At 66.5% G+C, this 24,466-nt stretch carries 22 protein-coding genes; 15 read left to right on the forward strand and 7 right to left on the reverse strand.

Annotated features, from left to right (window positions below):
• Positions 1–38: 38 nt before the first annotated feature.
• From AK36_RS20455 to phaR, 6 genes are all read left to right on the forward strand, one after another.
• Positions 39–1,244 (forward strand): RluA family pseudouridine synthase, encoded by a 1,206-nt coding sequence (locus AK36_RS20455; RefSeq protein ID WP_045579060.1) that lies wholly within the window; start codon positions 39–41, stop codon positions 1,242–1,244.
• Between the two features lie 6 nt (positions 1,245–1,250).
• Positions 1,251–2,090 carry a peptidoglycan editing factor PgeF gene (pgeF, locus tag AK36_RS20460; RefSeq protein WP_045579061.1) on the forward strand — a complete coding sequence of 280 codons (840 nt, stop codon included), beginning with the start codon at positions 1,251–1,253 and terminating at the stop codon, positions 2,088–2,090.
• 365 nt (positions 2,091–2,455) lie between these two features.
• Complete coding sequence (phaC, locus tag AK36_RS20465) at positions 2,456–4,330, forward strand: class I poly(R)-hydroxyalkanoic acid synthase (RefSeq protein ID WP_045579062.1); 1,875 nt, start codon at positions 2,456–2,458, stop codon at positions 4,328–4,330.
• 99 nt (positions 4,331–4,429) lie between these two features.
• Positions 4,430–5,611, forward strand: coding sequence for an acetyl-CoA C-acetyltransferase (locus tag AK36_RS20470; RefSeq protein ID WP_011884947.1), 1,182 nt, complete (start codon positions 4,430–4,432; stop codon positions 5,609–5,611).
• A gap of 120 nt (positions 5,612–5,731) precedes the next feature.
• On the forward strand, positions 5,732–6,472 hold the full coding sequence (locus tag AK36_RS20475; protein ID WP_011884946.1) for a 3-ketoacyl-ACP reductase: 741 nt from the start codon (positions 5,732–5,734) through the stop codon (positions 6,470–6,472).
• 118 nt (positions 6,473–6,590) lie between these two features.
• Positions 6,591–7,157, forward strand: coding sequence for a polyhydroxyalkanoate synthesis repressor PhaR (phaR, locus tag AK36_RS20480; RefSeq protein ID WP_011884945.1), 567 nt, complete (start codon positions 6,591–6,593; stop codon positions 7,155–7,157).
• Positions 7,158–7,232: 75 nt separating this feature from the next.
• Here phaR and AK36_RS20485 read toward each other — a convergent pair whose 3' ends face one another.
• Positions 7,233–7,487, reverse strand: coding sequence for a hypothetical protein (locus tag AK36_RS20485; protein WP_034193171.1), 255 nt, complete (start codon positions 7,485–7,487; stop codon positions 7,233–7,235).
• A gap of 226 nt (positions 7,488–7,713) precedes the next feature.
• Here AK36_RS20485 and rimO point away from each other — a divergent pair, with 226 nt between their 5' ends.
• From rimO to AK36_RS20505, 4 genes are all read left to right on the forward strand, one after another.
• Positions 7,714–9,075 carry a 30S ribosomal protein S12 methylthiotransferase RimO gene (gene rimO / locus AK36_RS20490; protein WP_011884943.1) on the forward strand — a complete coding sequence of 454 codons (1,362 nt, stop codon included), beginning with the start codon at positions 7,714–7,716 and terminating at the stop codon, positions 9,073–9,075.
• 3 nt (positions 9,076–9,078) lie between these two features.
• A complete protein-coding gene (locus AK36_RS20495) occupies positions 9,079–10,005 on the forward strand; it encodes a sugar kinase (protein ID WP_045579063.1) in 927 nt (308 codons plus the stop codon).
• A gap of 5 nt (positions 10,006–10,010) precedes the next feature.
• Positions 10,011–10,610 carry a hypothetical protein gene (locus AK36_RS20500; protein ID WP_410719674.1) on the forward strand — a complete coding sequence of 200 codons (600 nt, stop codon included), beginning with the start codon at positions 10,011–10,013 and terminating at the stop codon, positions 10,608–10,610.
• 109 nt (positions 10,611–10,719) lie between these two features.
• Positions 10,720–11,904, forward strand: coding sequence for a cystathionine beta-lyase (locus AK36_RS20505; protein ID WP_045579065.1), 1,185 nt, complete (start codon positions 10,720–10,722; stop codon positions 11,902–11,904).
• Between the two features lie 102 nt (positions 11,905–12,006).
• On the opposite strand, the gene serB is transcribed toward AK36_RS20505, so the two are convergent.
• Both serB and AK36_RS20515 read right to left on the reverse strand, forming a co-directional pair.
• A complete protein-coding gene (gene serB / locus AK36_RS20510) occupies positions 12,007–12,852 on the reverse strand; it encodes a phosphoserine phosphatase SerB (RefSeq protein ID WP_014723085.1) in 846 nt (281 codons plus the stop codon).
• Positions 12,853–12,988: 136 nt separating this feature from the next.
• Positions 12,989–13,930 carry a LysR family transcriptional regulator gene (locus AK36_RS20515; RefSeq protein WP_014723084.1) on the reverse strand — a complete coding sequence of 314 codons (942 nt, stop codon included), beginning with the start codon at positions 13,928–13,930 and terminating at the stop codon, positions 12,989–12,991.
• A gap of 123 nt (positions 13,931–14,053) precedes the next feature.
• Between AK36_RS20515 and AK36_RS20520 the strand changes: the two genes are divergently transcribed.
• Together AK36_RS20520 and AK36_RS20525 are read left to right on the forward strand one after the other, a co-directional pair.
• Positions 14,054–15,070: a zinc-binding alcohol dehydrogenase family protein gene (locus tag AK36_RS20520; RefSeq protein ID WP_045579460.1), complete on the forward strand. Its 1,017-nt coding sequence runs from the start codon at positions 14,054–14,056 to the stop codon at positions 15,068–15,070.
• Between the two features lie 167 nt (positions 15,071–15,237).
• The gene (locus AK36_RS20525) at positions 15,238–15,789 is read left to right on the forward strand and encodes a DUF6013 family protein (RefSeq protein WP_045579461.1); all 552 of its coding nucleotides are present in this window, start codon (positions 15,238–15,240) and stop codon (positions 15,787–15,789) included.
• Positions 15,790–15,972: 183 nt separating this feature from the next.
• Here AK36_RS20525 and AK36_RS20530 read toward each other — a convergent pair whose 3' ends face one another.
• Both AK36_RS20530 and AK36_RS20535 read right to left on the reverse strand, forming a co-directional pair.
• Complete coding sequence (locus tag AK36_RS20530) at positions 15,973–16,776, reverse strand: ABC transporter permease (protein ID WP_011884935.1); 804 nt, start codon at positions 16,774–16,776, stop codon at positions 15,973–15,975.
• Positions 16,773–17,474, reverse strand: a complete 702-nt coding sequence (locus AK36_RS20535) for an ABC transporter ATP-binding protein (protein ID WP_045579066.1) — start codon at positions 17,472–17,474, stop codon at positions 16,773–16,775. The genes AK36_RS20530 and AK36_RS20535 overlap by 4 nt, the downstream gene beginning before the upstream one ends.
• A gap of 152 nt (positions 17,475–17,626) precedes the next feature.
• Between AK36_RS20535 and AK36_RS20540 the strand changes: the two genes are divergently transcribed.
• Positions 17,627–19,888, forward strand: a complete 2,262-nt coding sequence (locus tag AK36_RS20540) for an AsmA family protein (RefSeq protein ID WP_045579067.1) — start codon at positions 17,627–17,629, stop codon at positions 19,886–19,888.
• A 128-nt stretch (positions 19,889–20,016) separates the two neighbouring features.
• Positions 20,017–21,609, forward strand: coding sequence for an ABC-F family ATPase (locus AK36_RS20545; protein WP_014723081.1), 1,593 nt, complete (start codon positions 20,017–20,019; stop codon positions 21,607–21,609).
• A gap of 623 nt (positions 21,610–22,232) precedes the next feature.
• On the opposite strand, the gene AK36_RS20550 is transcribed toward AK36_RS20545, so the two are convergent.
• A complete protein-coding gene (locus tag AK36_RS20550; protein WP_045579068.1) occupies positions 22,233–22,799 on the reverse strand; it encodes a hypothetical protein in 567 nt (188 codons plus the stop codon).
• A 331-nt stretch (positions 22,800–23,130) separates the two neighbouring features.
• On the reverse strand, positions 23,131–23,580 hold the full coding sequence (locus tag AK36_RS20555; protein ID WP_045579069.1) for a hypothetical protein: 450 nt from the start codon (positions 23,578–23,580) through the stop codon (positions 23,131–23,133).
• 208 nt (positions 23,581–23,788) lie between these two features.
• Here AK36_RS20555 and AK36_RS20560 point away from each other — a divergent pair, with 208 nt between their 5' ends.
• A complete protein-coding gene (locus AK36_RS20560; protein WP_045579070.1) occupies positions 23,789–24,460 on the forward strand; it encodes a recombinase family protein in 672 nt (223 codons plus the stop codon).
• The last annotated feature ends 6 nt before the right edge of the window (positions 24,461–24,466 follow it).

The following is a 24,466-nucleotide window of genomic DNA, read 5'->3' on the forward strand; positions in this document are numbered from 1 at the left end:
CGCATGTCCTAGCTTCAAGTCTCGGTGACCCAGTCTAAATGACCCGTTCAAGTTCGCAGAATGCCCCGCGGGGCAAGTCAGATCGCGAAGATTATAGCCCAAGCGCCCGGCCCGCCGACGCTGCATCGGGGGATTCCGTCGATGACGATCTGCCCGCCGCTGCGTTGCAGCCGGCTGCCGGCCCGTCGGCGGCGGCCGACGCTGCGCCGCGCGTCGTCGAAGTGCCGCTGTCGCTCGCCGGCGAGCGCCTCGACAAGGCGCTCGCCCAGTTGTTTCCCGAATTCTCGCGCAGCCGTCTGCAGAGCTGGATCGAGGCTCAGCGCGTGCTGATCGACGGCGCGCCGGCGAAGATCCGCCAGCCCGTGCCGCTCGGCGCGAAGATCGAGCTCGTGCCCGATCTGCTTCCGGAACAGCTCGCGTTCGCCGCTGAGCCGGTGCCGCTCGACGTGATCTACGAGGACGACGCGCTCGTCGTCATCAACAAGCCGGCCGGCCTCGTCGTCCATCCGGCCGCCGGCAACTGGAGCGGCACGCTGCTGAACGGCTTGCTGCACCGCTACGGCGACGCGGCCGCCGGCCTGCCGCGGGCGGGCATCGTCCACCGGCTCGACAAGGAAACGTCGGGGCTGATGGTGGTCGCCCGCACGCTCGCCGCGCAGACGGACCTCGTGCGCCAGCTGCAGGCGCGCACCGTGAAGCGCCGCTACTTCGCGCTCGTGTGGGGCACCATGCCCGAGGAGGGCACGATCGACGCGCCGATCGGGCGCGATCCGCGCGAGCGCACGCGCATGGCGGTGGTCACCGGCGCATCGGGCAAGCCCGCACGCACCCATTTCCGCACGGTTGACACATGCGTGTGGCAACGTCAGCCGGTGTCGGCGATCCAGTGCGATCTCGAAACTGGCCGCACGCACCAGATCCGCGTGCACTGCTCGCATGCGGGCCATCCGTTGCTCGGCGATCCGGTCTACGGGCGCGCACGCGGCAAGCGCTCGGTCACGCCGCTGCCGAACGGCTTCGCCCGTCAGGCGCTGCACGCATGGCGACTCGGTCTCGTGCATCCGGTCACGGGCAAGACGATGCAGTGGCGCTGCCCGTTGCCGGACGACATGAACGAGCTGGTCGCCGCACTCGGCTTCGGGCAGGGCGACGACGAGTTCGACGACGACGGCATCTACGACGATGACGACTTCGCCGGCGAATATCACGACGATGAGCCGTATCAGGACGACGAGGAGGAGTGAGTGCCGATGACGAATCTGGCGCCGTTGACATGGCACGACTGCGTGCGGCCCGACTGGCAGGTAGCGCCGCGCGTGCGCGCGCTGATCACCACGCGCGACGGCGGCGTGAGCGAAGGTCCGTACGGGCGCTGGCAGGCCGGCGCCGCGTTGCCGGGCGGGATGAATCTCGGCCTGCACACGGGTGACGAGCCGGCGCACGTCGCCGAGAACCGCGCGCGTCTGCTCGCGCTCGCGGGGCAGTCGCAGGCGGCGTGGCTCGAGCAGGTCCACGGCGCGCGGATCGTGCGCGCGGACGAGGTGATCGACGCCGCGCCGCATGCGAGCGCGCCCGTGCAGGCCGACGCGAGCGTGACGGATCGCGCGGGCGTGATGTGTGTCGTGATGGTCGCCGACTGCATGCCGGTGCTGCTGTGCGACGCGCGGGGCCGCGCGGTGGGCGTGGCCCATGCCGGCTGGCGCGGGCTGGCCGCGGGCATCGTCGAGCAGACGGCGGCCCGCGTCGCGGCGCTCGCGGGCGGCGCGGCCGGTGAACTCCACGCCTACCTCGGCCCGTCGATCGGTCCGCATGCGTTCGAAGTGGGCGCCGAGGTGCGCGACGCGTTTCTCGACACGGCTGCGCAGTCGGAGCATGATGACACGCGGCAAGCGTTCGTCGCGATCGACGGCGCGCCCGGCAAGTACCTCGCCGATCTGCCGGCGCTGGCGCGCGTGCGGCTCGCGCGCGCAGGCGTCGTGCGCGTCAGCGGCGGGACCGCCTGCACGGTCGCCGAACGCACGCGCTTCTATTCCTACCGGCGCGATCGTGTGACCGGGCGGATGGCCGCGGCGATCTGGCTGTCCGATTGACACCGGGTCGCGCACTTGCGCGTGCCGCGTGTTGCGCCGCAAAATCGGTTTGTCTCGATATTACCGACGCAATGCGGCGCGGCATGTACACCGGAATGAATAATCGCAAACGCCCGTCACCGAAAATGTTTTATGTTTCCGCGCGAGCCTTGTCCCGCCTGTCGCGCGACGATTATCTCCGGGCAGAAATGTTCGGTCCTTTGATGTGGCGCTTCACATGGGGAAAACGATAATGATAAAAATACCGCACTGCGGCAGAATCTGGAGATGCCTCTCCAGAGCATGACGGCCCGGCTCGCAGCCGGCATGCCGCGCGCGAGCAGGATTTCACGGTTGACGCTCACGAATCACCGGTAAGGCAGGTAATGACAGCATCGAAAAATTCGTCGACGTCCGCTCAGGCGGGCACTTCCGCGGGCAGTACGGGCTTCGATCAGGCTGCCCAGCCGATGCAGCAGATGTTCGAGTCGTGGTTGAACGCATGGCGCGGTTTTGCCGATCCGGCGCGCGTGGCCACCGCGGCGAGCGCCGCGAATCCGTTCGCCGCATTCCAGTTCCCCGCAGCGCTTCCGTTCCAGATGCCGGCGATGCCCGACCTCGCGGGCCTCGGCAATTTCGCTTCGCCGTTCGCGGGGCTGAAGCTGCCGGTCGCCGCGATCCCTCCCGAGCGGCTCCAGAAACTGCAGGCCGACTACGCGCGCGACTGCATCACGCTGATGCAGCAGGCGAGCGCCGCGAAGCTCGAATCTCCCGAGTTGAAAGACCGCCGCTTCAGCGGCGACGCATGGAAGGCGTCGCCCGCGCACGCGTTCGCGGCGGCGTGGTATCTGCTCAATGCGCGCTATCTGCAGGAGCTGGCCGACGCGCTCGAGACCGATCCGAAAACGCGCGAGCGCATCCGTTTCGCGGTCCAGCAATGGACGGCCGCCGCCGCGCCGAGCAACTTCCTCGCGCTCAATCCCGATGCGCAGAAATCGATCCTCGACACGCAGGGCGAAAGTCTGCGTCAGGGGATGATGAACCTGCTCGGCGACATGCAGCGCGGCAAGATCTCCCAGACCGACGAATCGCAGTTCGTGGTCGGCAAGAATCTCGGCTGTACCGAAGGCGCGGTGGTCTACGAGAACGACCTGATCCAGCTGATCCAGTACAACGCGAAGGCGGACAAGGTATTCGAGCGGCCGTTGCTGATCGTGCCGCCGTGCATCAACAAGTTCTACATCCTCGACCTGCAGCCCGAGAACTCGCTCGTCGCGCATGCGCTGTCGAGCGGCCACCAGGTGTTCCTCGTGTCGTGGCGCAACGCCGATGCGTCGGTTGCGCACAAGACCTGGGACGACTACATGAACGAAGGGCTGCTCGCGGCGATCGACGCCGTGCAGCAGGTGAGCGGCCGCGAGCAGATCAACACGCTCGGCTTCTGCGTCGGCGGCACGATGCTCGCGACGGCGCTGGCGGTGCTCGCGGCGCGCGGCGAACATCCGGCCGCGTCGATGACGCTGCTGACTGCGATGCTCGACTTCACCGACACCGGCATCCTCGACGTGTTCGTCGACGAGGCGCACGTGCAGATGCGCGAGCAGACCATCGGCGGCAAGAACGGCACGGCGCCGGGGCTGATGCGCGGCGTCGAGTTCGCCAACACGTTCTCGTTCCTGCGGCCGAACGATCTGGTGTGGAACTACGTCGTCGACAACTACCTGAAGGGCCGCACGCCGGCCGCGTTCGACCTGCTGTACTGGAACAGCGACTCGACGAGCCTGCCCGGGCCGATGTACGCGTGGTATCTGCGCAATACCTACCTCGAGAACAAGCTCCGCGAGCCGAACGCACTGACGGTTTGCGGCGAGCCCGTCGACCTGTCGCGCATCGACGTGCCGACCTTCATCTACGGCTCGCGCGAGGACCACATCGTGCCGTGGCAGACGGCCTACGCATCGACGTCGATCCTGACGGGCCCGCTGAAGTTCGTGCTCGGCGCATCGGGCCACATTGCCGGCGTGATCAATCCGCCGGCGAAGAAGAAGCGCAGCTACTGGGTCAACGACGGCGATCTGCCCGAAGCCGCGGACGACTGGTTCGCGGGCGCGACCGAGCAGCCGGGCAGCTGGTGGACCACCTGGGTGGAATGGCTCGACCAGTACGGCGGCCGCAAGGTGGCGCCGCCGGCGCAGCCGGGCTCCGCGCAGTTTCCGGTGATCGAGCCGGCGCCGGGCCGCTACGTGTTGCAGCGCGATTGACGAAAGCCGGGCAGCGGCGCACGCTGTTCGGCGCATAACAGTTTTTTTAACAGGGTCGGTGGCGACGCGCCGTGTCGTGCGGGCCCGGAGGAAACGGAAATGACGGACGTAGTGATCGTATCGGCCGCGCGGACCGCGGTCGGCAAATTCGGTGGTTCGCTCGCGAAGGTTGCGGCACCGGAGTTGGGCGCGACGGTGATTCGCGCGGTGCTGGAGCGCGCAGGCGTGCAGCCCGATCAAGTGAGCGAAGTGATCATGGGCCAGGTGCTGGCGGCGGGCTCGGGGCAGAACCCGGCGCGTCAGTCGCTGATCAAGGCCGGGCTGCCGACGGCGGTGCCGGGCATGACGATCAACAAGGTGTGCGGCTCGGGCCTGAAGGCGGTGATGCTGGCGGCGAACGCGATCGCGGCGGGCGACGCGGAGATCGTGATCGCGGGCGGCCAGGAGAACATGAGCGCGGCGCCGCACGTGCTGCCGGGCTCGCGCGACGGGTTCCGGATGGGCGATGCGAAGCTGGTCGACACGATGATCGTCGACGGGCTGTGGGACGTGTACAACCAGTACCACATGGGCATCACGGCGGAGAACGTCGCGAAGGAATACGGGATCACGCGCGAAGAGCAGGACGCGTTCGCGGCGCTGTCGCAGAACAAGGCGGAAGCCGCGCAGAAGGCCGGCCGCTTCGCCGACGAAATCGTGCCGGTGTCGATTCCGCAGCGCAAGGGCGAGCCGCTGCAGTTCGCGACCGACGAGTTCGTGCGTCACGGCGTGACGGCGGAATCGTTGGCGGGGCTGAAGCCGGCGTTCGCGAAGGACGGCTCGGTGACGGCGGCGAACGCGTCGGGGCTGAACGACGGCGCGGCGGCGGTGCTGGTGATGTCGGCGCGGAAGGCGCAGTCGCTGGGCCTCACGCCGCTGGCGCGCATCAAGGCGTACGCGAACGCGGGCGTGGATCCGAGCGTGATGGGCATGGGGCCGGTGCCGGCGTCGCGGCGCTGCCTGGAGCGCGCGGGCTGGACGCCGGGCGATCTGGACCTGATGGAAATCAACGAGGCGTTCGCGGCGCAGGCGCTGGCGGTGCACAAGCAGATGGGCTGGGACACGTCGAAGGTGAACGTGAACGGCGGCGCGATCGCGATCGGTCACCCGATCGGCGCCTCGGGCTGCCGGATTCTGGTGACGCTGCTGCACGAGATGGTCAAGCGCGATGCGAAGCGCGGGCTGGCGTCGCTGTGCATCGGCGGCGGGATGGGCGTGGCGCTCGCGGTGGAGCGCGCGTAAGCGGTCGTCCGTAATCGGCCGAACCGATCCGGGCGCCGGCCGAAGCCGCAATCGGCCGGCGTCACGTGAAAGTCAGAGGGGCCTTCTGCAGCTCTCGAATCTAAAAATGGAGAGAGATTTATGTCTCAGCGAATTGCGTACGTAACAGGCGGCATGGGCGGCATCGGCACCAGTATTTGCCAGCGTCTGTCGAAAGACGGCTTCAAGGTGGTGGCGGGTTGCGGCCCGAACTCGCCGCGCCGGGTGAAATGGCTCGAGGAACAGAAGGCACTCGGCTACGATTTCATCGCGTCTGAAGGTAACGTCGGCGACTGGGACTCGACCAAGGCAGCGTTCGACAAGGTCAAGGCCGAAGTCGGCGAGGTCGACGTGCTGGTCAACAACGCGGGCATCACGCGCGACGTCGTGTTCCGCAAGATGACGCACGAAGACTGGACGGCCGTGATCGACACCAATCTGACGAGCCTGTTCAACGTGACGAAACAGGTGATCGACGGGATGGTCGAGCGCGGCTGGGGCCGCATCGTCAACATTTCGTCGGTGAACGGCCAGAAGGGGCAATTCGGCCAGACCAACTATTCGACCGCGAAGGCCGGCATTCACGGCTTCACGATGGCGCTCGCACAGGAAGTTGCAACGAAGGGCGTGACGGTCAACACCGTGTCGCCCGGCTACATCGGCACCGACATGGTCAAGGCGATCCGTCCGGACGTACTGGAGAAGATCGTCGCGACGATTCCGGTGCGCCGTCTCGGCGCGCCGGAGGAAATCGGCTCGATCGTCGCGTGGCTCGCGTCGAACGACTCCGGTTTCGCGACCGGCGCCGACTTCTCGCTGAACGGCGGCCTGCACATGGGCTGAACGGGCCGGCTGCGTGGGCCGGATGGCCGCGCAGCCGGGCCCTTCCGAAGGCCCCCGCCACCCGGCTTCGGGCGGCGGGGATTCGTCACTTGCGCTACGCTGGACTCAAAGGCGTTACATGACTACTACAAAGAAGACGGCCGAGCGGCTCATCAAGAAGTACCCGAACCGCCGGCTCTACGATACCGAGACGAGCACGTACATCACGCTGACCGACGTCAAGCAGCTCGTGCTGGAACAGGAGGACTTCAAGGTCGTCGATGCGAAATCCAACGAAGACCTGACGCGCAGCATCCTGCTGCAGATCATCCTCGAAGAGGAGAGCGGCGGCGTGCCGATGTTCTCGTCGTCGATGCTGTCGCAGATCATCCGTTTCTACGGTCACGCGATGCAGGGGATGATGGGCACCTACCTGGAAAAGAACATCCAGGCCTTCATCGACATCCAGCACAAGCTCGCGGATCAATCGAAGAACCTCTACGAAGGCAACGCGATGAATCCGGAGGTCTGGTCGCAGTTCATGAACATGCAGGCGCCGATGATGCAGGGGATGATGACGAGCTACATCGAGCAGTCGAAGAACATGTTCGTGCAGATGCAGGAGCAGATGCAGAACCAGGCAAAGTCGATGTTCAGCACGTTCCCGTTCAAGCAGCCGGGCGCGCCGGAGCCGGAAAAGAAGTAAGGCCGTCGCCTGCGCGGCGGCGTGCAACGTTCAGCGGCGGGTCGGCGCAAGGCCGGCACGCCGTGCCGGTTTTGCTCACAGGGCGATATCGAGGTCCTGATCGTCGTCCGACGGCGGCAGATCGAGCACGAGTTTCACCGCGCTGTAGTTCGCCTTCAGCGAAAACACGCGGCCGATCACGAGAAACGTCTGCCGCGAATTCTCCAGCTCGACGAAGTCGCCGGGTTGCGGCACCTGTGCGCCCTGATCGTACGAAAAGCTCGTGCTGGTCTGTTCACCGATGGTTTCGGCGGCGTGCTCGGTGAATTCGATCGTGATGTGCGTGGTCATGCGGATTCCGTTGGGAAAGTAAAAAAGCGGACGCTGCGATTTTCGCATGAGGGCGGGGCGGCGGAGCGCTTCGGTGTGGGCGGGAACGCGAGCCTCGGCGGCGTGTCGCATTTGCGGGGCACGCATTTTGGGGCCACTGCGGGCGGTGCGCTGCCGCCGGTTTTGTCTCGCTCACCCCTAAATCGCTGTAAACTCTCGCTTTTGCCGCCACGCCCCCACATTCCAGATGTCCCAGTCCCCCAAAGTAGGCTTCGTGTCGCTCGGTTGTCCGAAAGCCCTCGTCGACTCCGAGCAAATCATCACGCAGCTGCGCGCCGAAGGTTATGAAATCTCCGGCACCTACGACGGCGCCGATCTCGTCGTCGTCAACACCTGCGGTTTCATCGACGAAGCCGTGCAGGAAAGCCTCGACGCGATCGGCGAGGCGCTGACCGAGAACGGCAAGGTGATCGTCACCGGCTGCCTCGGCGCGAAGTCGAGCGCGAGCGGCTCCAACCTGATCGAGGAAGTCCATCCGAAGGTGCTCGCCGTCACCGGCCCGCACGCGGTCGGCGAAGTGATGCAGGCCGTGCATTCGCATCTGCCGAAGCCGCACGACCCGTTCGTCGATCTCGTGCCGGCCGCCGGCATCAAGCTCACGCCGCGCCACTACGCGTATCTGAAGATCTCGGAAGGCTGCAACCACCGCTGCACGTTCTGCATCATCCCGTCGATGCGCGGCGATCTCGTGTCGCGTCCGGTCGCCGAAGTGATGCTCGAAGCCGAGAACCTGTTCAAGTCCGGCGTGAAGGAGCTGCTCGTGATCTCGCAGGACACGAGCGCATACGGCGTCGACGTGAAGTACCGCACGGGCTTCTGGAACGGCAAGCCGATCAAGACCCGCATGACCGACCTCGTCGCCGCGCTCGGCGAACTCGCCGCCCAGTACGGCGCGTGGGTGCGCCTGCACTACGTGTATCCGTATCCGAGCGTCGACGAAGTGATTCCGCTGATGGCCGAAGGCCCGTTCAAGGGCCACGTGCTGCCGTATCTCGACGTGCCGTTCCAGCATGCGCATCCGGACGTGCTCAAGCGCATGAAGCGCCCGGCCAACGCCGAGAAGGTGCTCGAGCGCGTGCAGAAGTGGCGCGAGATCTGTCCGGACCTGACGATCCGCAGCACGTTCATCGCCGGCTTCCCCGGCGAGACGGAAGCGCAGTTCGAAACGCTGCTCGACTTCATCCGTGAAGCGGAGCTTGACCGCGTCGGCTGCTTCGCGTATTCGCCGGTCGAAGGCGCGACCGCCAACGAACTCGACGGCGCGCTGCCGGACGACGTGCGCGAGGAGCGCCGCGCGCGCTTCATGGAAGTGGCCGAGGAAGTGTCGGCGCGGCGCATGCAGCGCAAGGTCGGCAAGACGCTGAAGGTGCTGATCGACGAAGTCGGCAACGAGGGCGGCATCGGCCGCACGGCGGCGGATGCGCCGGAGATCGACGGCGTCGTCTACGTCGAGCCGGCGGCGAAGGCATCGAAGCGCTACAAGGTCGGCGATTTCGTGTCGGTGAAGATCACCGGCGCGGACGGCCACGACCTGTGGGGCGAGGTCTAGGCGATGAGCGCCGCGGTTCCGGAGATACTCGCGTTCGGCGAAGCGATGATCGAATTCAATCAGTCGCAGCCGGGCCGTCCGGAATTCCTGCAGGGTTTCGGCGGCGACACGTCGAACTTCTGCATCGCCGCGGCGCGCCAGGGCGCGTCGACCGGCTTCGTGTCGGCGATCGGCGACGATCCGTTCGGCCGCCTGCTGGCCGGGATGTGGGCAGACGAGCACGTCGACACGCGCTACGTGCGCGTCGACCGCAGCGCGCCCACCGGCGTCTACTTCGTCACGCATGGGCCTGACGGCCATCAGTTCGATTACCTGCGCGCGGGCTCCGCGGCGAGCCGCTATACGGCGGCCGACCTGCCGCTCGATGCGCTGGCCGCCGCGAAGGCCGTGCACCTGTCGGGCATCAGCGTGGCGATCAGCACGGCCGCATGCGATGCGGCGTTCGCGGCGATCGTCCACGCGCGCAGCAACGGCGCGCTGGTCAGCTTCGACACGAACCTGCGCCTGAAGCTGTGGCCGCTGGCGCGCGCCCGCGCGGTGATCCGCGAAGCGCTGTGCCACACCGACATCTGCCTGCCGAGCTGGGACGACGTCGCCGCGCTCACCGGCGCGAACGATCGCGACGCGATCGTCGACGCGATGCTCGAACTCGGGCCGCAGATCGTCGCGCTGAAGCTCGGCCGCGAAGGCGCGTATGTGGCGACGCCGGGCGAACGGCGCGTGGTGCCGGGCTTCGCGGTCGAGGCCGTCGATGCGACGGGCGCCGGCGATTGCTTCGGCGGTGCGTTCGTCGCGCGGATCGTCGCGGGCGACGATCCGTTCGCCGCCGCGCGTTATGCGAACGCAGCGGCGGCGCTGTCGACCACCGGCTACGGCGCGGTCGCGCCGATTCCGCATCGCGACGCGGTCGAACGCTTGCTGCGGGGCTGACGTCGATGGCCGGGATACGGCCGCGATTTTCGAGCGAATCTGAAGGAAGGGAGCAACACAACGTGCGGCAATACAAGCAATGGCAACGGACGCTGGCGCTGGCCGGCGTGCTTGCGGCGAGCCTCGCGCTGCCGCGCGCGGTCGTCGCGCAGGCGGTCGCGCCGGGCATGCAGACGGACGAAGCGGCGCCCGCCCGGCCGCTGCGGCCCAATCCCGAATTCGCGCGCCTGCCGCGCTACGAAGGCATGCTCGGCGACCGCCCGATCGTCGCGCATCTCGGCCCGAAGACGGACGAGGAGGGCGTGCACGGCGAATACCAGTTCGTCGATACGGGTGAGGTGATCCTGCTCGCCGGCGATCGCGACGGCGACACGCTCGAAGTCGAGGAATCGAACGACGGCACCAACATCACCGGAGTATGGGTCGGCCGCTTCGATGCGACCGGCGACCTGAAGGCCGACCGGATGAACGCCGACGAATCGGACCCGCAACCGGTCGTGCTGCGCGCCGCGCCCGGCGCGCGTGCGGCGCTGCAGGTGCGCGACGGCCGCGTGCAGGAAATCGAGACCGTCGGCGGCGTCGTCAACCTGCGTACCGACGACTGAGCACCCGCTGGCTCGGCGCGCGCGGCGCGCATTGTATCGGGCCAAGCGCGGCGAATTTGACTACCCTAGCGACATCTTTCGCAACCGAGCCTCTTACCGGCCTGCCGACATGACTGCATCCAATCCGAAGCGCGCCCTCCAGACCCGTATCGTTCAACCCGACGATGTCATTCCGGACGGCTTCCGTTCGTTCGTGCCGCCGGTCGCGCGCGCGTCGACGGTCGTGTTCCCCGATCTCGCGACGATGCGCGCGCTCGTCTGGCACAACGACAACCAGTGGCGCTACGGGCTGCACGCGACGCCGACCTCGCTCGCGCTCGCGCAGCGGCTCGCCGAGATCGAGGGCGGCACGCACGCGTTGCTGCAGCCGTCGGGCCTCGCGTCGATCACCAACGTCTATTTCGGCGTCGTCAAGGCGGGCGACGACGTGCTGATCCCGCACAACGTCTACGGCCCGAACGCCGATCTGGGCAACTGGCTCGCGAAGGACTTCGGCATCAGCGTGCGCTTCTACGATCCGCTCGTCGGCGCGGGGATTGCCGATCTGATCCAGCCGAACACGCGGCTGATCTGGATCGAGGCGCCGGGCTCGGTGACGATGGAAGTGCCCGACGTGAGCGCGATCACGTCGGTGGCGCGCGCGCGCGGCATCGTCACCGCGATCGACAACACCTATTCGGCCGGGCTCGCGTTCAAGCCGTTCGAGCATGGCGTCGACATTTCCGTGCAGGCGCTGACCAAGTATCAATCGGGCGGCAGCGACGTGCTGATGGGCGCGACGATCACCGCGAACGCCGAGCTGCACGCGCAGCTGAAGCTCGCGCGGATGCGCTGCGGGATCGGCGTGTCGGTCGACGATTGTTCGCTCGTGCTGCGCAGCCTGCCGAGCCTGCAGGTGCGCTTCGACGCACACGGCAAGAGCGCGCTCGCGCTCGCGCAATGGCTGAAGACGCGCCCGGAGATCGCGACCGTCCTGCATCCGCAATTGCCCGATTGCCCGGGGCACGCGTCGTTCATGCGCGACTTCACCGGCGCCGGCGGGTTGTTCTCGGTGGTGTTCGACGAACGCTACGACAGCGCGCAGATCGATCGTTTCGTCGAAGCGCTCGAGCTGTTCGCGATCGGCTGGAGCTGGGGCGGCGCGTGCAGTCTTGCGATGCCTTACGACGTCGCGTCGATGCGCACGAACTGGCCGCATCGCGGCACGCTCGTGCGGTTCTACGTCGGCCTGGAGGATGAAGGCGATCTGCGCGCGGACATCGAGCGCGCGATGCAGACAACGCTCGGCAGCTGACGCAGCCGCAGCACCCGACGCACCCGACGCACCCGACGCGGAAAACGAAACGCCGACGCGATCGAGTATCGCGCCGGCGTTTTCGTTTCTGCCGCGTGCCGCTCAGAACAGCCGCAGCAGCCCGTCCAGCCCGACGTGATCGAACGCGACGGTTGCCGCCTCGCGCACCACGGGCTTCGCATGGAACGCAACCGACAGCCCGGCCTCGGACATCATCTTGAGGTCGTTCGACCCGTCGCCCATCGCGATCGCGCGACCGGGCTCGAGGCCGAGCGACGCGCAGGTCTCGCGCAGCAAGCGCGCCTTCACGTCGGCGTTGACGATCTCGCCGAGCACCTTGCCGGTCAGCTTGCCGTCGACGATCTCGAGCGTGTTCGCATGCGCGTAGTCGAGGCCGAGGCGCGCCTTCAGGCGTTCGGTGAAGAACGTGAAGCCGCCCGACACGAGCAACGTTTTCAGGCCCGCGGCCTTCACGCCGGCGAGCATCGTCTCGGCGCCCGGCGACAGTTGCAGCCGTTCTTCGTACACGCGCTCGAGCGCATGCGCGTCGAGCCCGGCGAGCAGCGCGACGCGGCGCGTCAGGCTCTCGTTGAAGTCGCGGATCTCGCCGCGCATCGACGCTTCGGTGATCTCCGCGACCTGCGTTTTCAGCCCGCAGAAGTCGGCGATCTCGTCGATGCATTCGATCGTGATCAGCGTCGAATCCATGTCCATCACGACGAGCCCGAAATCGCCGAGCGTGCGCCCGGCATCGACGAAGCCGAAGTCGAGCGCGTGCGTGCCGCAGTACGCGTCGATATCGAGCCGCTGCGCGGGATTCGCGTTTTCGATGCGCAGCGCGTGATCGTCGGTCTGCACGATGCGGGTGCCGCGCGACAGCGCGAGCAGCGGTTTGTGATGGGCGTCCGACAGCGGCGCGAGACTCTGGATGACGAGGTTGTGGGTCATGACGGAATGATTGAAAGCGAATGAAACGCGTGTGCGGCCGCGGCGCCGCCGGCGTGCGGCGCTGCTGCGTCGAGAACGCGCCATTGTATCCGGTTGGTATCCGGCCGGGCCGCGATCGGCTTGGGGCGCTATTCCACTATCTCCGTTCCGAGCGGTCCCAGTACGGCGGGTCGCCAAAGTGTTCGGCCAGGAACCCGATGAACGCGAGCGTCTTCAGCGGCACGTGCGCGCGGCTCGGATAGACGGCCCAGACGGCGACGTCGTCCGCGAACGGGTAGTCGTCCAGCACGGTGACGAGCGCGCCGCTCGCGAGCAGCGGGCCGACGTCCCAGGTCGACTTGATCGCGATGCCGAAGCCGTCGACGAGCGCTTCGCGGATCGCCTCGCCGTTGCTCGCGACCAGCCGCCCGCCGACGCGCACGGTCAGCGGCCCTTGCGGCGTGACGAACGACCAGTCGCGCTGATCGCCGAGGATCACGCATTCGTGCTGCGCGAGCTCGGCCGGATGGCGCGGCGTGCCGCGCTCGGCCAGATACGCGGGCGAGCAGCACAGCACGCGCCGGTTCGCTGCGAGCCGGCGCGCGACCAGCGTCGAATCCTTCAGCGCGCCGAGCCGGATGGCGACGTCGTAGCCGTCGTCGACGAGGTCGACGATCTCGTCGGACAGCCGCAGGTCGAGCGACACGGATGGATAGCGGCGCAGGAACGCCGGAATCACCGGCGCCACGTGCTGACGGCCGAACGACGACGACATCGACACCTTCAGCCGCCCATACGGCTCGCTGCGCCCGTGGCCGACGCAGGCGCGCGCGGCGTCGGCGGCCGACAGCAGCGCGTCGGCGCGGGCCATGAACACCTCGCCGTCCTGCGTGAGGCTGATGCGGCGGGTCGTGCGGTGCAGCAGCCGTGCGCCGAGCTGGCGCTCCAGCTGCGCGATGCGCGCGCTCGCCACTGCCGCCGACACGCCGAATTCGCGCCCGGCGGCGCTCACGTTCGCGAGCAGCGCGGCACGCACGAACAGGCCGACGTCGAGCAGATCGAGCGGCTTGTCGGGCGCCGGGACCGGATCGGATGACATTGTTCGGATATTCCTGAAAATGTTTAAGGAAATATAGCGGTTTTCTCGAAGGATAGCGGGGTCTACGATCGTGGTCATGGGGCTGCGCCGTGGCCCGCCTGATTTCCGTGGAGGATGTTCGAGATGAAAGCCGTTGGACTGACCCGTTACCTGCCGATCGACGATCCGCAGGCCCTCGTCGACGTCGAATTGCCGCAACCGGTGCCCGGTCCGCGCGACCTGCTCGTGAAGGTCGAGGCGATTTCGGTGAACCCGGTCGACACCAAGGTGCGCGCGCCGAAACCGCAGGTCGAGGAAGCACCGCGCGTGCTCGGCTGGGATGCGGCCGGCACCGTCGTCGCGGTGGGCGCCGACGTCACGCTGTTCCGGCCCGGCGACGCCGTGTTCTACGCGGGCAGCATCACGCGCCCCGGCGCGAACAGCGAATTCCATGCGGTCGACGAGCGGATCGCCGCGCGCAAGCCGGAGTCGCTCGATTTCGCGGCGGCCGCCGCGTTGCCGCTCACCGCGCTGACTGCCTGGGAGGCGCTGTTCGACCGGCTGCGCGTGTCGCCGCAGCGGGCAGACACCGGCAAGTCGGTGCTGATCATCGGCGGCGCGGGCGGGGTCGGCTCGATCGCGATCCAGCTGGCGAAGACGCTCGGCGGGCTGCACGTGATCGCGACCGCGTCGCGGCCGGTGTCGGCGGAATGGGTCCGCTCGCTCGGCGCAGACGACGTGGTCGACCATTTCGGCGACCTGCCGGCACAGTTGCGCGAGATCGGCCGTCCGAACGTCGACTACGTGCTGATCTTCAACGACACCGACCGTCATTTCCCGGCCGCGGCCGAAGTCATCCGGCCGCAGGGCGGCATTTGCACGATCGTCGAAAACGCGAAGCCCATTCCGGTCGAGCTGCTGAAGGCGAAGAGCGCCGCGTTTCACTGGGAGTTCATGTTCACACGCGCGATGTTCGAGACGCCGGACATGATCGAGCAGCACAAGATCCTCAGCGAGGTCGCGCGGCTCGTCGACGGCGGCACGCTGCGCACGACGCTCGGCGAACAGCTCGGCACGATCAACGCCGCGAACCTGCGGCATGCGCACCGGATGCTCGAGGGCGGCCGCGCGATCGGCAAGCTGGTGCTCAGCGGCTTCTGAGCGATCCGCGCGCGAAGCGCGTAAGGCAAGCGGCGTCGCGAGCGCAAGCGGGGTAACACCCGATGCGTTCGCGCCGCATCGCGTGCCGCTTGGCGGTAGACTGGCAGCGCATCATGCATCGAAAACCGCGCGGCATATGCGTGCCGCCGCAAGACAAGGAGGTCAGCATGAGCCAACGCAGCTGGTCGGCCGCCGCATCGTGGTCGGCCGTGTTCGCCGTGGCGTGCGTCAGCGCGAGCGTATTCGCGGCGCCGCCGGTGAAGGGCAGCCTGACGGGCGGCGGGACGGGGCAGCTCGAATATACGGTCAAGGTCGACTCGAAGACCTTCGGCAACACGCAGGAGACCCGCAAGATCCGTTCGGGCGAAACCGACGACTTCAACTGGAAGTCGGTGCCGCCGGGCGGCGCGATCGCGATGCCGAACGGCTGCCCCAACGCCGACAACCTGCCGCGCGACGCCAACGGCGCGATGGTGCGTCAGACCCAGGTGCGGCTCGCGCCGTCGGTCGACGCGAAGGGCATCGCGAACGTTCAGCTGAGCTTCCAGGCGGCCGCGCCGAAGGGCACGCGCAACGTCGGCGCGGGCGGCAAGTCGCTGCAGTGCCCGGACGTCGTGTCGGTGAGCCAGGTCAAGTGGGTGTCGATTCCGACCAACGGCGGCTCGAAGTCCGTCACGATGAGCGACGGTACCAAGGTCACCGTATCGATCAAGCACTGAGGCCGGCCGCCGACCGGTGCGTGCGCAACCATCGCGGGTGCGCGCCGGCCGGCTGGCCGCTCGCCCGCCGCACTGCGTGACGTCATATGGCCGTCACGCAGCTGCGGCGCGGCGGTTCTTCTTCCCAGACGTCATTCCAACCCGATCATGCATGCGCGCGCGGCGGCCTTGCCGCGTCACGCGTCACGACTTGCGTTCCTCCAGCCGCGACGCAATGAAGCGATGGTCGGGCGAGAACAACCGGCGATACGTCAGCAACACGGCGCCGACGGTGCCGAGCGCGGATGCGGCCGCGATCAGGAACATGATGACGATCTGGTAGCGCACGGCCTGCAGCGGCGACTGCCCGGCGAGCACCTGACCGGTCATCATCCCCGGCAGGCTCACGACGCCGACCACCGCCATCTGGTTCAGCGTCGGCACCATGCCGGCGCGCACGGCCTGGCGCGCGGCGTCCTGCGCGGCTTCCCAGCGCGTCGCGCCGAGCGCGAGCGCGGTCTCGACGCGATCGCGCCTGGCGGTCAGCTCCTCCATCATCCGCTCGACGCCGAGCGATACGCCGGTCAGCGTATTGCCGAGAATCATCCCGAGGATCGGGATCGCATATTGCGGCGTGTACCACGGATGGATGCGGATCACGACGAACAACCCGATCGCCGCGACGATCCAGCTGCTGAACCAGATCGACGCGATGCTGTCGACGCGCTGGCCGCGGTAGGCGTGCTTGCCGCGCCCGGCGCCCGCGAAGCCGGCGATCAGCGTCATCAGCGCGGTGAGCGGCAACACGACGCTCCAGTGCGGATGACCGAACACCCAGCCCAGCACGTAGCCGATGGCGAGCAACTGCACGACGGTGCGCACGGCCGCGAGCGCGAGCCGGCGGCCCAGGCCGAGCGACAGCGCCGCCGAGATCGCGCCGTTGATCGCGACGAGCCCGGCCGCGATGCCGACGTCGACGAGGCTCAGGTCCTGCAGCGTCGGGCTCATTGCGCACACTCCGTCGGGTTGGCCGCGTGCAGCACGCCGGCCTGCATCACGAGCTGGATCGTGCCAATGCGCGCGGCCTGCGCGGGATCGTGCGAGATCCACAGGTATGCGCGCGCATCGGGCGCCGCATCGAACCACGCGGCGACGAGCGCTTCGATCGCGCGCGCGGACGCCGGGTCGAGCGCCGAAGTCGGCTCGTCGAGCAGCAGCACGTCGGGCTCGAGTTGCAGCACGCGCAGCAGCGCGACGATCTGCGCTTCGCCGCCCGACAGCTCGCTCGCACGCTTGTCGAGAAAATCCGCGCCGCGGCCGGCGCGCGCGGCGAGCGCTTCGGCGCGCGCGCGGTCGTACGCCGCGTCGCGATAGACCGCGAGCGCGTACGGATAGCGCAGCTGCGCATCGACCGTGCCGTCCATCTGCGCCGCGCGTTGACGCACATAAGCGACGCTGCGCCGGTAGCGCGGAATTGCGCCGCGCTTGATGCGCGCGCCGCGCCAGAGGAGCTGGCCGCCATCGAGCGGATCGAGCAGCGCGAGGGCGCGCAACAGCACGCTCTTGCCGGAGCCCGATGGCCCCGTGATAGCAATTCGCGATCCTGCGGCGACGCTGAGGTCGGTCGGCGCCAGCAGCGTCTTGCCGTTGGTCGCGTCGCGGCGCGTGATCTGCTGCGCGTCGATGAGAGCGGTCGGGGCGGTCATGTCGAAAATGAAAAAAAGCGTTAATGGCGCCGAAGCGTAGCGCGAGCGTGCGCCATAATACCGATTGAAAAGCCGCCGGTGTCGTGCTCTGTGCGCTCGCGCAAGTGGCCCGACATGGCGCGCCAACTCTGCAGAACAACGACGGAACCGCCATGACGCTCGCCCGCACCATCGGCAAATCGGCTGCATGGATCGTCGGTATCGTCGCGGTGATCATCGCGGCGGCCGGCATCTTCATCTTCACGTTCGACTGGAACCGCGCGAAGCCGTGGGTCAACGAACACGTGAGCGCGGCGCTCGGCCGTCCGTTCGCGATCAACGGCGATCTGAAGCTCGGCTGGCGCCGCCCGATCGGCGAAACCGGCTGGCGTGCGTGGGTGCCGTGGCCGAGCCTGTCGGCGACGCAGCTGGAGATCGGCAATCCCGACTGGGCGCAAGGCCAGAAGTTCGTCACGCTCGACGCGGCGCATTTCGATCTCGCGATTCTGCCGTTGTTCGCGCATCAGATCGTCATTCCGTCGATCGACGTGGTCAATCCCGCGGTGGACCTCGAGCGGCTCGCCGACGGCCGCAACACGTGGACCTTCCAATTCAAGCAGTCGGGGCAGCCGTCGAAGTGGCAGGTGCGGCTCAAGAGCTTTGCGTTCGCCAAAGGCACGATCGTCTATCGCGACGCGATCACGAAAGCCGATCTGACGATCGCGGTCGATACGCTCGGCAAGCCGATACCGCTCGGCGACGTGCTCAAGCAGCAGGAACAGACGTCGCGCGCCGCGTCCGCGCAGCGCGTCGGCAAGCGCGGCGCCGCGCAGCTCAGCGCGAAGGCCAATGCCGATGCAGCGTCGGGGGCGAGCGGAGCGGCGGCTGCTTCGGGGGCTTCGGCTTCGTCTGCGTCAGCGGTCGTGCAGGCGTCCGCTGCGTCTAGTGCGTCTAGTGCGCGTGCTGCCTCGGGCGCCACTGCGTCCGCGCAGTCGTCCGGTCCGACCTATGCGTTCGGGCTCAAGGTCGATGGCCGCTACAAGAGCGTGCCGGTCAGCGGCACCGGCAAGGTCGGCGGCGTGCTCGCGGTCGAGAACGCGACGCAGCCGTTTCCGCTGCAAGCCGACGTGAAGGCCGGCGACACGCGGCTCGCGATCGTCGGCACGCTGACGGACCCGATGCATCTCGCGGCGATCGATCTGCGCCTGTGGCTGCAGGGCACGTCGATGTCGCATCTCTATCAGCTCACCGGCATCACGCTGCCCGACACGCCGCCGTACGCGACCGAAGGCCGTCTGATCGGCAACTTCAAGCAACATGCGAGCACGTTCCGCTACGAGAACTTCAACGGCCGCGTCGGCGGCAGCGATCTCGGCGGCACGCTCGTGTGGGCGCAGCGCGAGCCGCGGCCGAAATTGTCCGGCGAGCTCGTGTCGAACCTGCTGCAGTTTTCCGACCTCGCGCCGGTCATCGGCGCCGACACCGCCGCGAGCAAGGCGAAGCGCGGCGACACGACGCGCCAGCCGGCCGACCGCGTGCTGCCGGTCGCGACCTTCCGCACCGAGCGCTGGAGCGCGATCGACGCCGACGTGAAGTTCACCGGCCGCAAGCTGATCAAGAGCCCGCAGTTGCCGATCACCGATCTGTACACGCACATCCTGCTGCAGGACGGCGTGCTGTCGCTCGAGCCGTTGCGGTTCGGCGTCGCGGGCGGCACGCTCGCGACCGATGCGCGGCTGGACGGCAGCCGCACGCCGCTCAAGGGCCGCTTCACGCTGGCCGCGCGGCACCTGAAGCTCAAGCAGCTGTTCCCGACGCAGAAAGTGATGCAGACCGCGCTCGGCGAGATCAACGGCGACGCGTCGCTGTCGGCGACCGGCAATTCGCCGGCCGCGCTCGCCGCGACGTCGACCGGCGAAGTGAAGGCGCTCGTCACCGACGGCCGCATCAGCCGCCTGCTGATGGAGGCGGCGGGGCTGAACGTCGCGAACGTCGTCTACGAGAAGCTGTTCGGCAATCGCGACGTCAACATCAATTGCGCGGCGATCGATTTCGTCGCGAAGGACGGCATGCTCGACCCGAAGGTGTTCGCACTCGACACCGACGACGCGCTCATCAACGTCGACGGCCCGATCAATCTGCGCGACGAGTCGATCGACCTGAAGATCCATCCGCATACGAAGGGCTTCCGGGTGTTCTCGCTGCGCTCGCCGCTGTATGCGAAGGGCACGTTCAAGAACCCGAAGGTCGGCGTCGACGCCGGCGCGCTCGCGCTGCGGGCCGGCGCGATGGTCGGGCTCGGGCTGATCAACCCGTTCGCGGCGCTGATTCCGCTGATCGCGCCGAGCAACAACCGCGACGTGCCGTGCTCGGAGCTGTTCGGGCAGATGAACGCGAAGACGGCGCAGAAGCACGCGCAGAAGGCCGGCAAGTGACGCGGCGGCCGGCCCGGCGCGCGGCGCAGCGCGCCGGCTGGCGGGGCCGGAACGGCGCGGTCGGCAGTTTCGCCGACACCTGCTAAAATACACGGTTTTCCGTCGATTTCTCTCTTACGGGACCTGCCGTGCTTTCTACTGCCAACATCACGATGCAATTCGGGCCGAAGCCCTTGTTCGAGAACATCTCGGTCAAATTCGGCGAGGGCAACCGCTATGGTCTGATCGGCGCGAACGGCTGCGGTAAGTCGACCTTCATGAAGATCCTCGGCGGCGACCTCGAGCCGAGCGGCGGCAACGTCGCGCTGGAGCCGAACGTGCGCCTGGGCAAGCTGCGCCAGGACCAGTTCGCGTACGAGGACGTGCGCGTGCTCGACGTGGTGATGATGGGCCACACCGAAATGTGGGCCGCGATGACCGAGCGCGACGCGATCTACGCGAACCCCGAGGCGACCGACGACGACTACATGCACGCGGCGGAGCTCGAGGGCAAGTTCGCCGAATACGGCGGCTACGACGCCGAGGCGCGCGCGGGCGCGCTGCTGCTGGGCATCGGCATCGAGGAGAAGTTCCACAACGGCACGATGGCCGACGTCGCGCCGGGCTGGAAGCTGCGCGTGCTGCTCGCGCAGGCGCTGTTCTCGAAGCCGGACGTGCTGCTGCTCGACGAACCGACCAACAACCTCGACATCAACTCGATCCGTTGGCTCGAGCACACGCTCAACGAGTACAACTCGACGATGATCATCATCTCGCACGATCGTCACTTCTTGAACTCGGTGTGCACGCACATGGCCGACATGGACTTCGGCACGCTGAAGGTCTGGCCGGGCAACTACGACGACTACATGCTCGCATCGGCGCAGGCGCGCGAGCGTCAGGCCGCGGCGAACGCGCGCGCGAAGGAGCGCGTGGCCGAGCTGCAGGACTTCGTGCGCCGCTTCTCGGCGAACAAGTCGAAGGCGCGTCAGGCGACCAGCCGCGCGAAGCAGATCGACAAGATCAAGATCGAGGAATTCAAGCCGTCGTCGCGTCAGAACCCGTTCATTCGTTTCGAGTTCGACAAGAAGCTGCACAACGTCGCGGTGGTGGCCGAGGAGATCACGAAGAAGTACGAGCGCACGATCTTCCAGAACTTCAATCTGTCCGTGCAGCCGGGCGAGCGCATCGCGATCATCGGCGAGAACGGCGCGGGCAAGACGACGCTGCTGCGCGCGCTGCTCGGCAACCTGCCGCTCGACCACGGGACCGTGAAGTGGGCCGAGAACGCGAACGTCGGCTACATGCCGCAGGACACCTACGAGGAGTTCCCGGACGACATCACGCTGATGGACTGGATCGACCAGTACCGCAAGGACGGCGACGACGAAACGATGGTGCGCGGCACGCTCGGCCGCCTGCTGTTCTCGGCGGACGACATCAAGAAGTCGGTGAAGGTGCTGTCGGGCGGCGAGAAGGGCCGCATGATCTGGGGCAAGCTGATGCTCGGCCGCCACAACGTGCTGCTGATGGACGAGCCGACCAACCACATGGACATGGAGTCGATCGAGTCGCTGCAGATCGCGCTCGAGCAGTTCGAAGGCACGCTGATTTTCGTGTCGCACGACCGCGAGTTCGTGAGCGGGCTGGCGAACCGGATCATCGAAGTGCGTACCGACGGCACGCTGTTCGACTTCGGCGGGAATTACGAGGAGTTCCTCGCGAGCCAGGGGCAGGAGTAAGTGTCCCAAGGCGCCCATTCATGTGACGCCATTGTCCCACGGATTTGTCCCGCTGGGACAACGGCGGCCACGGCGCGTCGTCGGCGCGACAAACGAGTCTACTCAACGCTACGCTGGTCGGTGTGAATGGAGTGTGAATGAATTCTACAGCGACTTAGACCGACTACGCGCTGAACGCCTTGGCAAACATGAGGGCTTCCGCCAAGGCTTCGCGGCGATTGCCACAACATGCTGGTTCTTTTGCCACCATTAATGCTTGGACTGATTGTTCGGCTGCGGTAACGAATGATCTGCGGCTCACCTGTCCCGTGCGTCTGCACTTGACGGTCATTGGGTAGACGCAAATGTCTTGTGCAGAAAGGTAAACTTTTCTACTATCGCGTTGCACAAAATGGACCGATGATCCTAGCCGATCATCGGCCCGAAGCAGCACAAGTGCATGCATGAGGGTAGAGTTCGCCAACTCCTAGTTGTGAATTTTCTCAGCGAGCTTAGCTATGGCGGGGGCATGAGCTTCTCCTTATGGTTGGCGGTTGAGAAAGTGGTGGAGCCATCCGGAATCGAACCGGCGCACGGTAGGTCCAAAGTCTCCCGCGTCGTACCCAACGATGACCCCCATTTATTCACAGTAGATCCTTAATGTCTTTCGGCCCCTCCTGGCCCTCGGCCGGAGGGGCTTCTTCCGTCAGCATGTACCCGCCTAGGTCGCGGTCCGACGTGAACATCGGGTCACGGCTCAGGACGGCGCTCACGTAGCCCACTCTTTGCTTGTCGTCGCGGCCGGGGACAACTGCGCCGATTCCCTTGGCATCCAGAAATTCAAGAATTCGTCTCGCTGATGCCGGGCCGTGATCTCGAATGATTTCTCGCGCACTGTCCGTGATGATCTTTCGCTTGGAACCGTGCGGCACCGGGCGCGCAGCGCCAAGGTGGGCGAGCGATGCAAGCTTGTGCGCGGCACTATCGACGCCAGCTTGATTCGTCGGCCATAGAGCGAGCAACTCGGGCAACTCGGGCTTCGGGGTGGGCTTTGTGGCGGGCACTTGGGCTCCGAATTTCGATGCCACTGCGAAGAAGCTCTCGATCTCCTTCAACTCGTTATCCAGCGCGGCGAGCGTCGACAGCAACCGCTGGCGGCGAGACTGCAACTCCTCGCGACGTGCCTTTGCGCGTTCGAACACCTCATCCATGATTCACCCTCCATCCAATTCTGCGAATCATAACAGAGAATTCTGTGCAAGCGCAGAATAACTGTTGCTCATAAACAAATTGACGAAATTGGTAAATTGTGGATCGAAAATGGGTGGCGTCGCTCCGGCAGGGTGGGGCGAGGTGCAGCGATTCCACCCAAGCCAAATTTTGATGCTCTTATCTGCGCGGACTTACGCCACTCGCTCGCACGTGTGCGCCCCCGTGCGCGGGTGTGCGCGTTCTATCCAGAGGTGGCTCGGCCAGTGGAATCATCATTGATGACATGCCTTAGGGCTCACGTGTAGCGGCGCATGCGAATTCTCGACGTGATTAGATAAAAGGTTGCCGCCAGCCGAAGCGAACGCGCAAGCGGGTGATTCCTCGGAGCGGGGCAAGGTCATAGGAGTGCGCACCGCAGGCCGTCTCTGCGTACGCGCCTACTTGGGGGCGAGTGCCGGACATCGTTTGTAGCCAAGTGGGAAACGTCTGAGTGTCGCGGCCTTCTACGCGGCATGGCAGGATCGGCGGATCGGTGAGGAAGTTCGCCGGAACGCTCCACGGGTGGCTCGCCCCGCGCAAGTCGAGCGATTCGAGGCGTGTCACCGTGACAGGGTGAGGGCTGAGGTTGCTGACAGTGATCGTGTTGTAGCCGTGATCGCCCGGCCCGACGCTTACGCGGATGCGACTCTTTCCCCGCCGCCGAGCCTCTACGGTGTTGTAGATGCTGAGGATGACACCGATGAAGGCGGCAGCTGTTGTGATGCTCTTACTCCAGTCCATTGGCAATTCTTGTTCTCGTTGTGTGCGATCACCGTGATTATCCGTGCTCCAGTTCGGAGCGGAAACCTATGGGCGGTGACTGGTACGTTAGGTCATGCGGTAGCGTAACTGGTGGGTCATGCCTGGTTTGGTAACGTAAATCGGGTGTTGACTGCCTATACGTTACTGGTTACCATTCATTTGCCTAAACGTTACCAAGGACAAGAGCATGGCAATTCGAGCGTACCTCCGGGCATCGACCGCCGATCAGGATGCAGATCGCGCACGCGATAGCTTGACTCGATTCGTCGCCGAGCACGGCGCGTGCATCACCGCCTTCTATGTCGAGAACGCATCCGGCACGAGGTTGAACCGGCCCGCGCTCGATGACTTGCTGGACGAATCGCATCCGGGCGACGTGCTGCTTGTGGAAGGGATCGACCGTCTAACTCGACTGACCCAGGACGATTGGGAAGCGCTCAAGAAGCGGATCGAGGACACGGGCTTGCTGATCTGCGCGAAGTACGTGCCGATGACGCACAAGCTATTGACCGCGACGCAGGGGCAGCGAAAGGACTGGACGCACGATGCTACGGAGAAGGCGCTGCGAGGCTTGATGGTTGAGCTTGCAGCGGCGAAAGCCCGCGAGGACTATGAAGTCCGCCGCGAGCGCGCCGGGCAGGGCATCGCTCGCCGAAAGGCCCGTGACGCTGCTGGCGAGACGCTCCGGGCGGGATACGCCGGCCGTAAGGCAGATGCTGACATGCACCGTAAGATCGTTGATCTGCGGCAGCGCGGCATGACGTACAGCCAGATCGCTGACATGCTCGGGACGACCCGGCCGACGATTGCCCGCGCATTGCGAGCGGCTGGATTGCTGACGGAGGGTTCAGCCGAGTAAGGCGCT

Origin of the sequence: Burkholderia vietnamiensis LMG 10929 (assembly GCF_000959445.1) — a bacterium.
Classification (GTDB): domain Bacteria; phylum Pseudomonadota; class Gammaproteobacteria; order Burkholderiales; family Burkholderiaceae; genus Burkholderia; species Burkholderia vietnamiensis.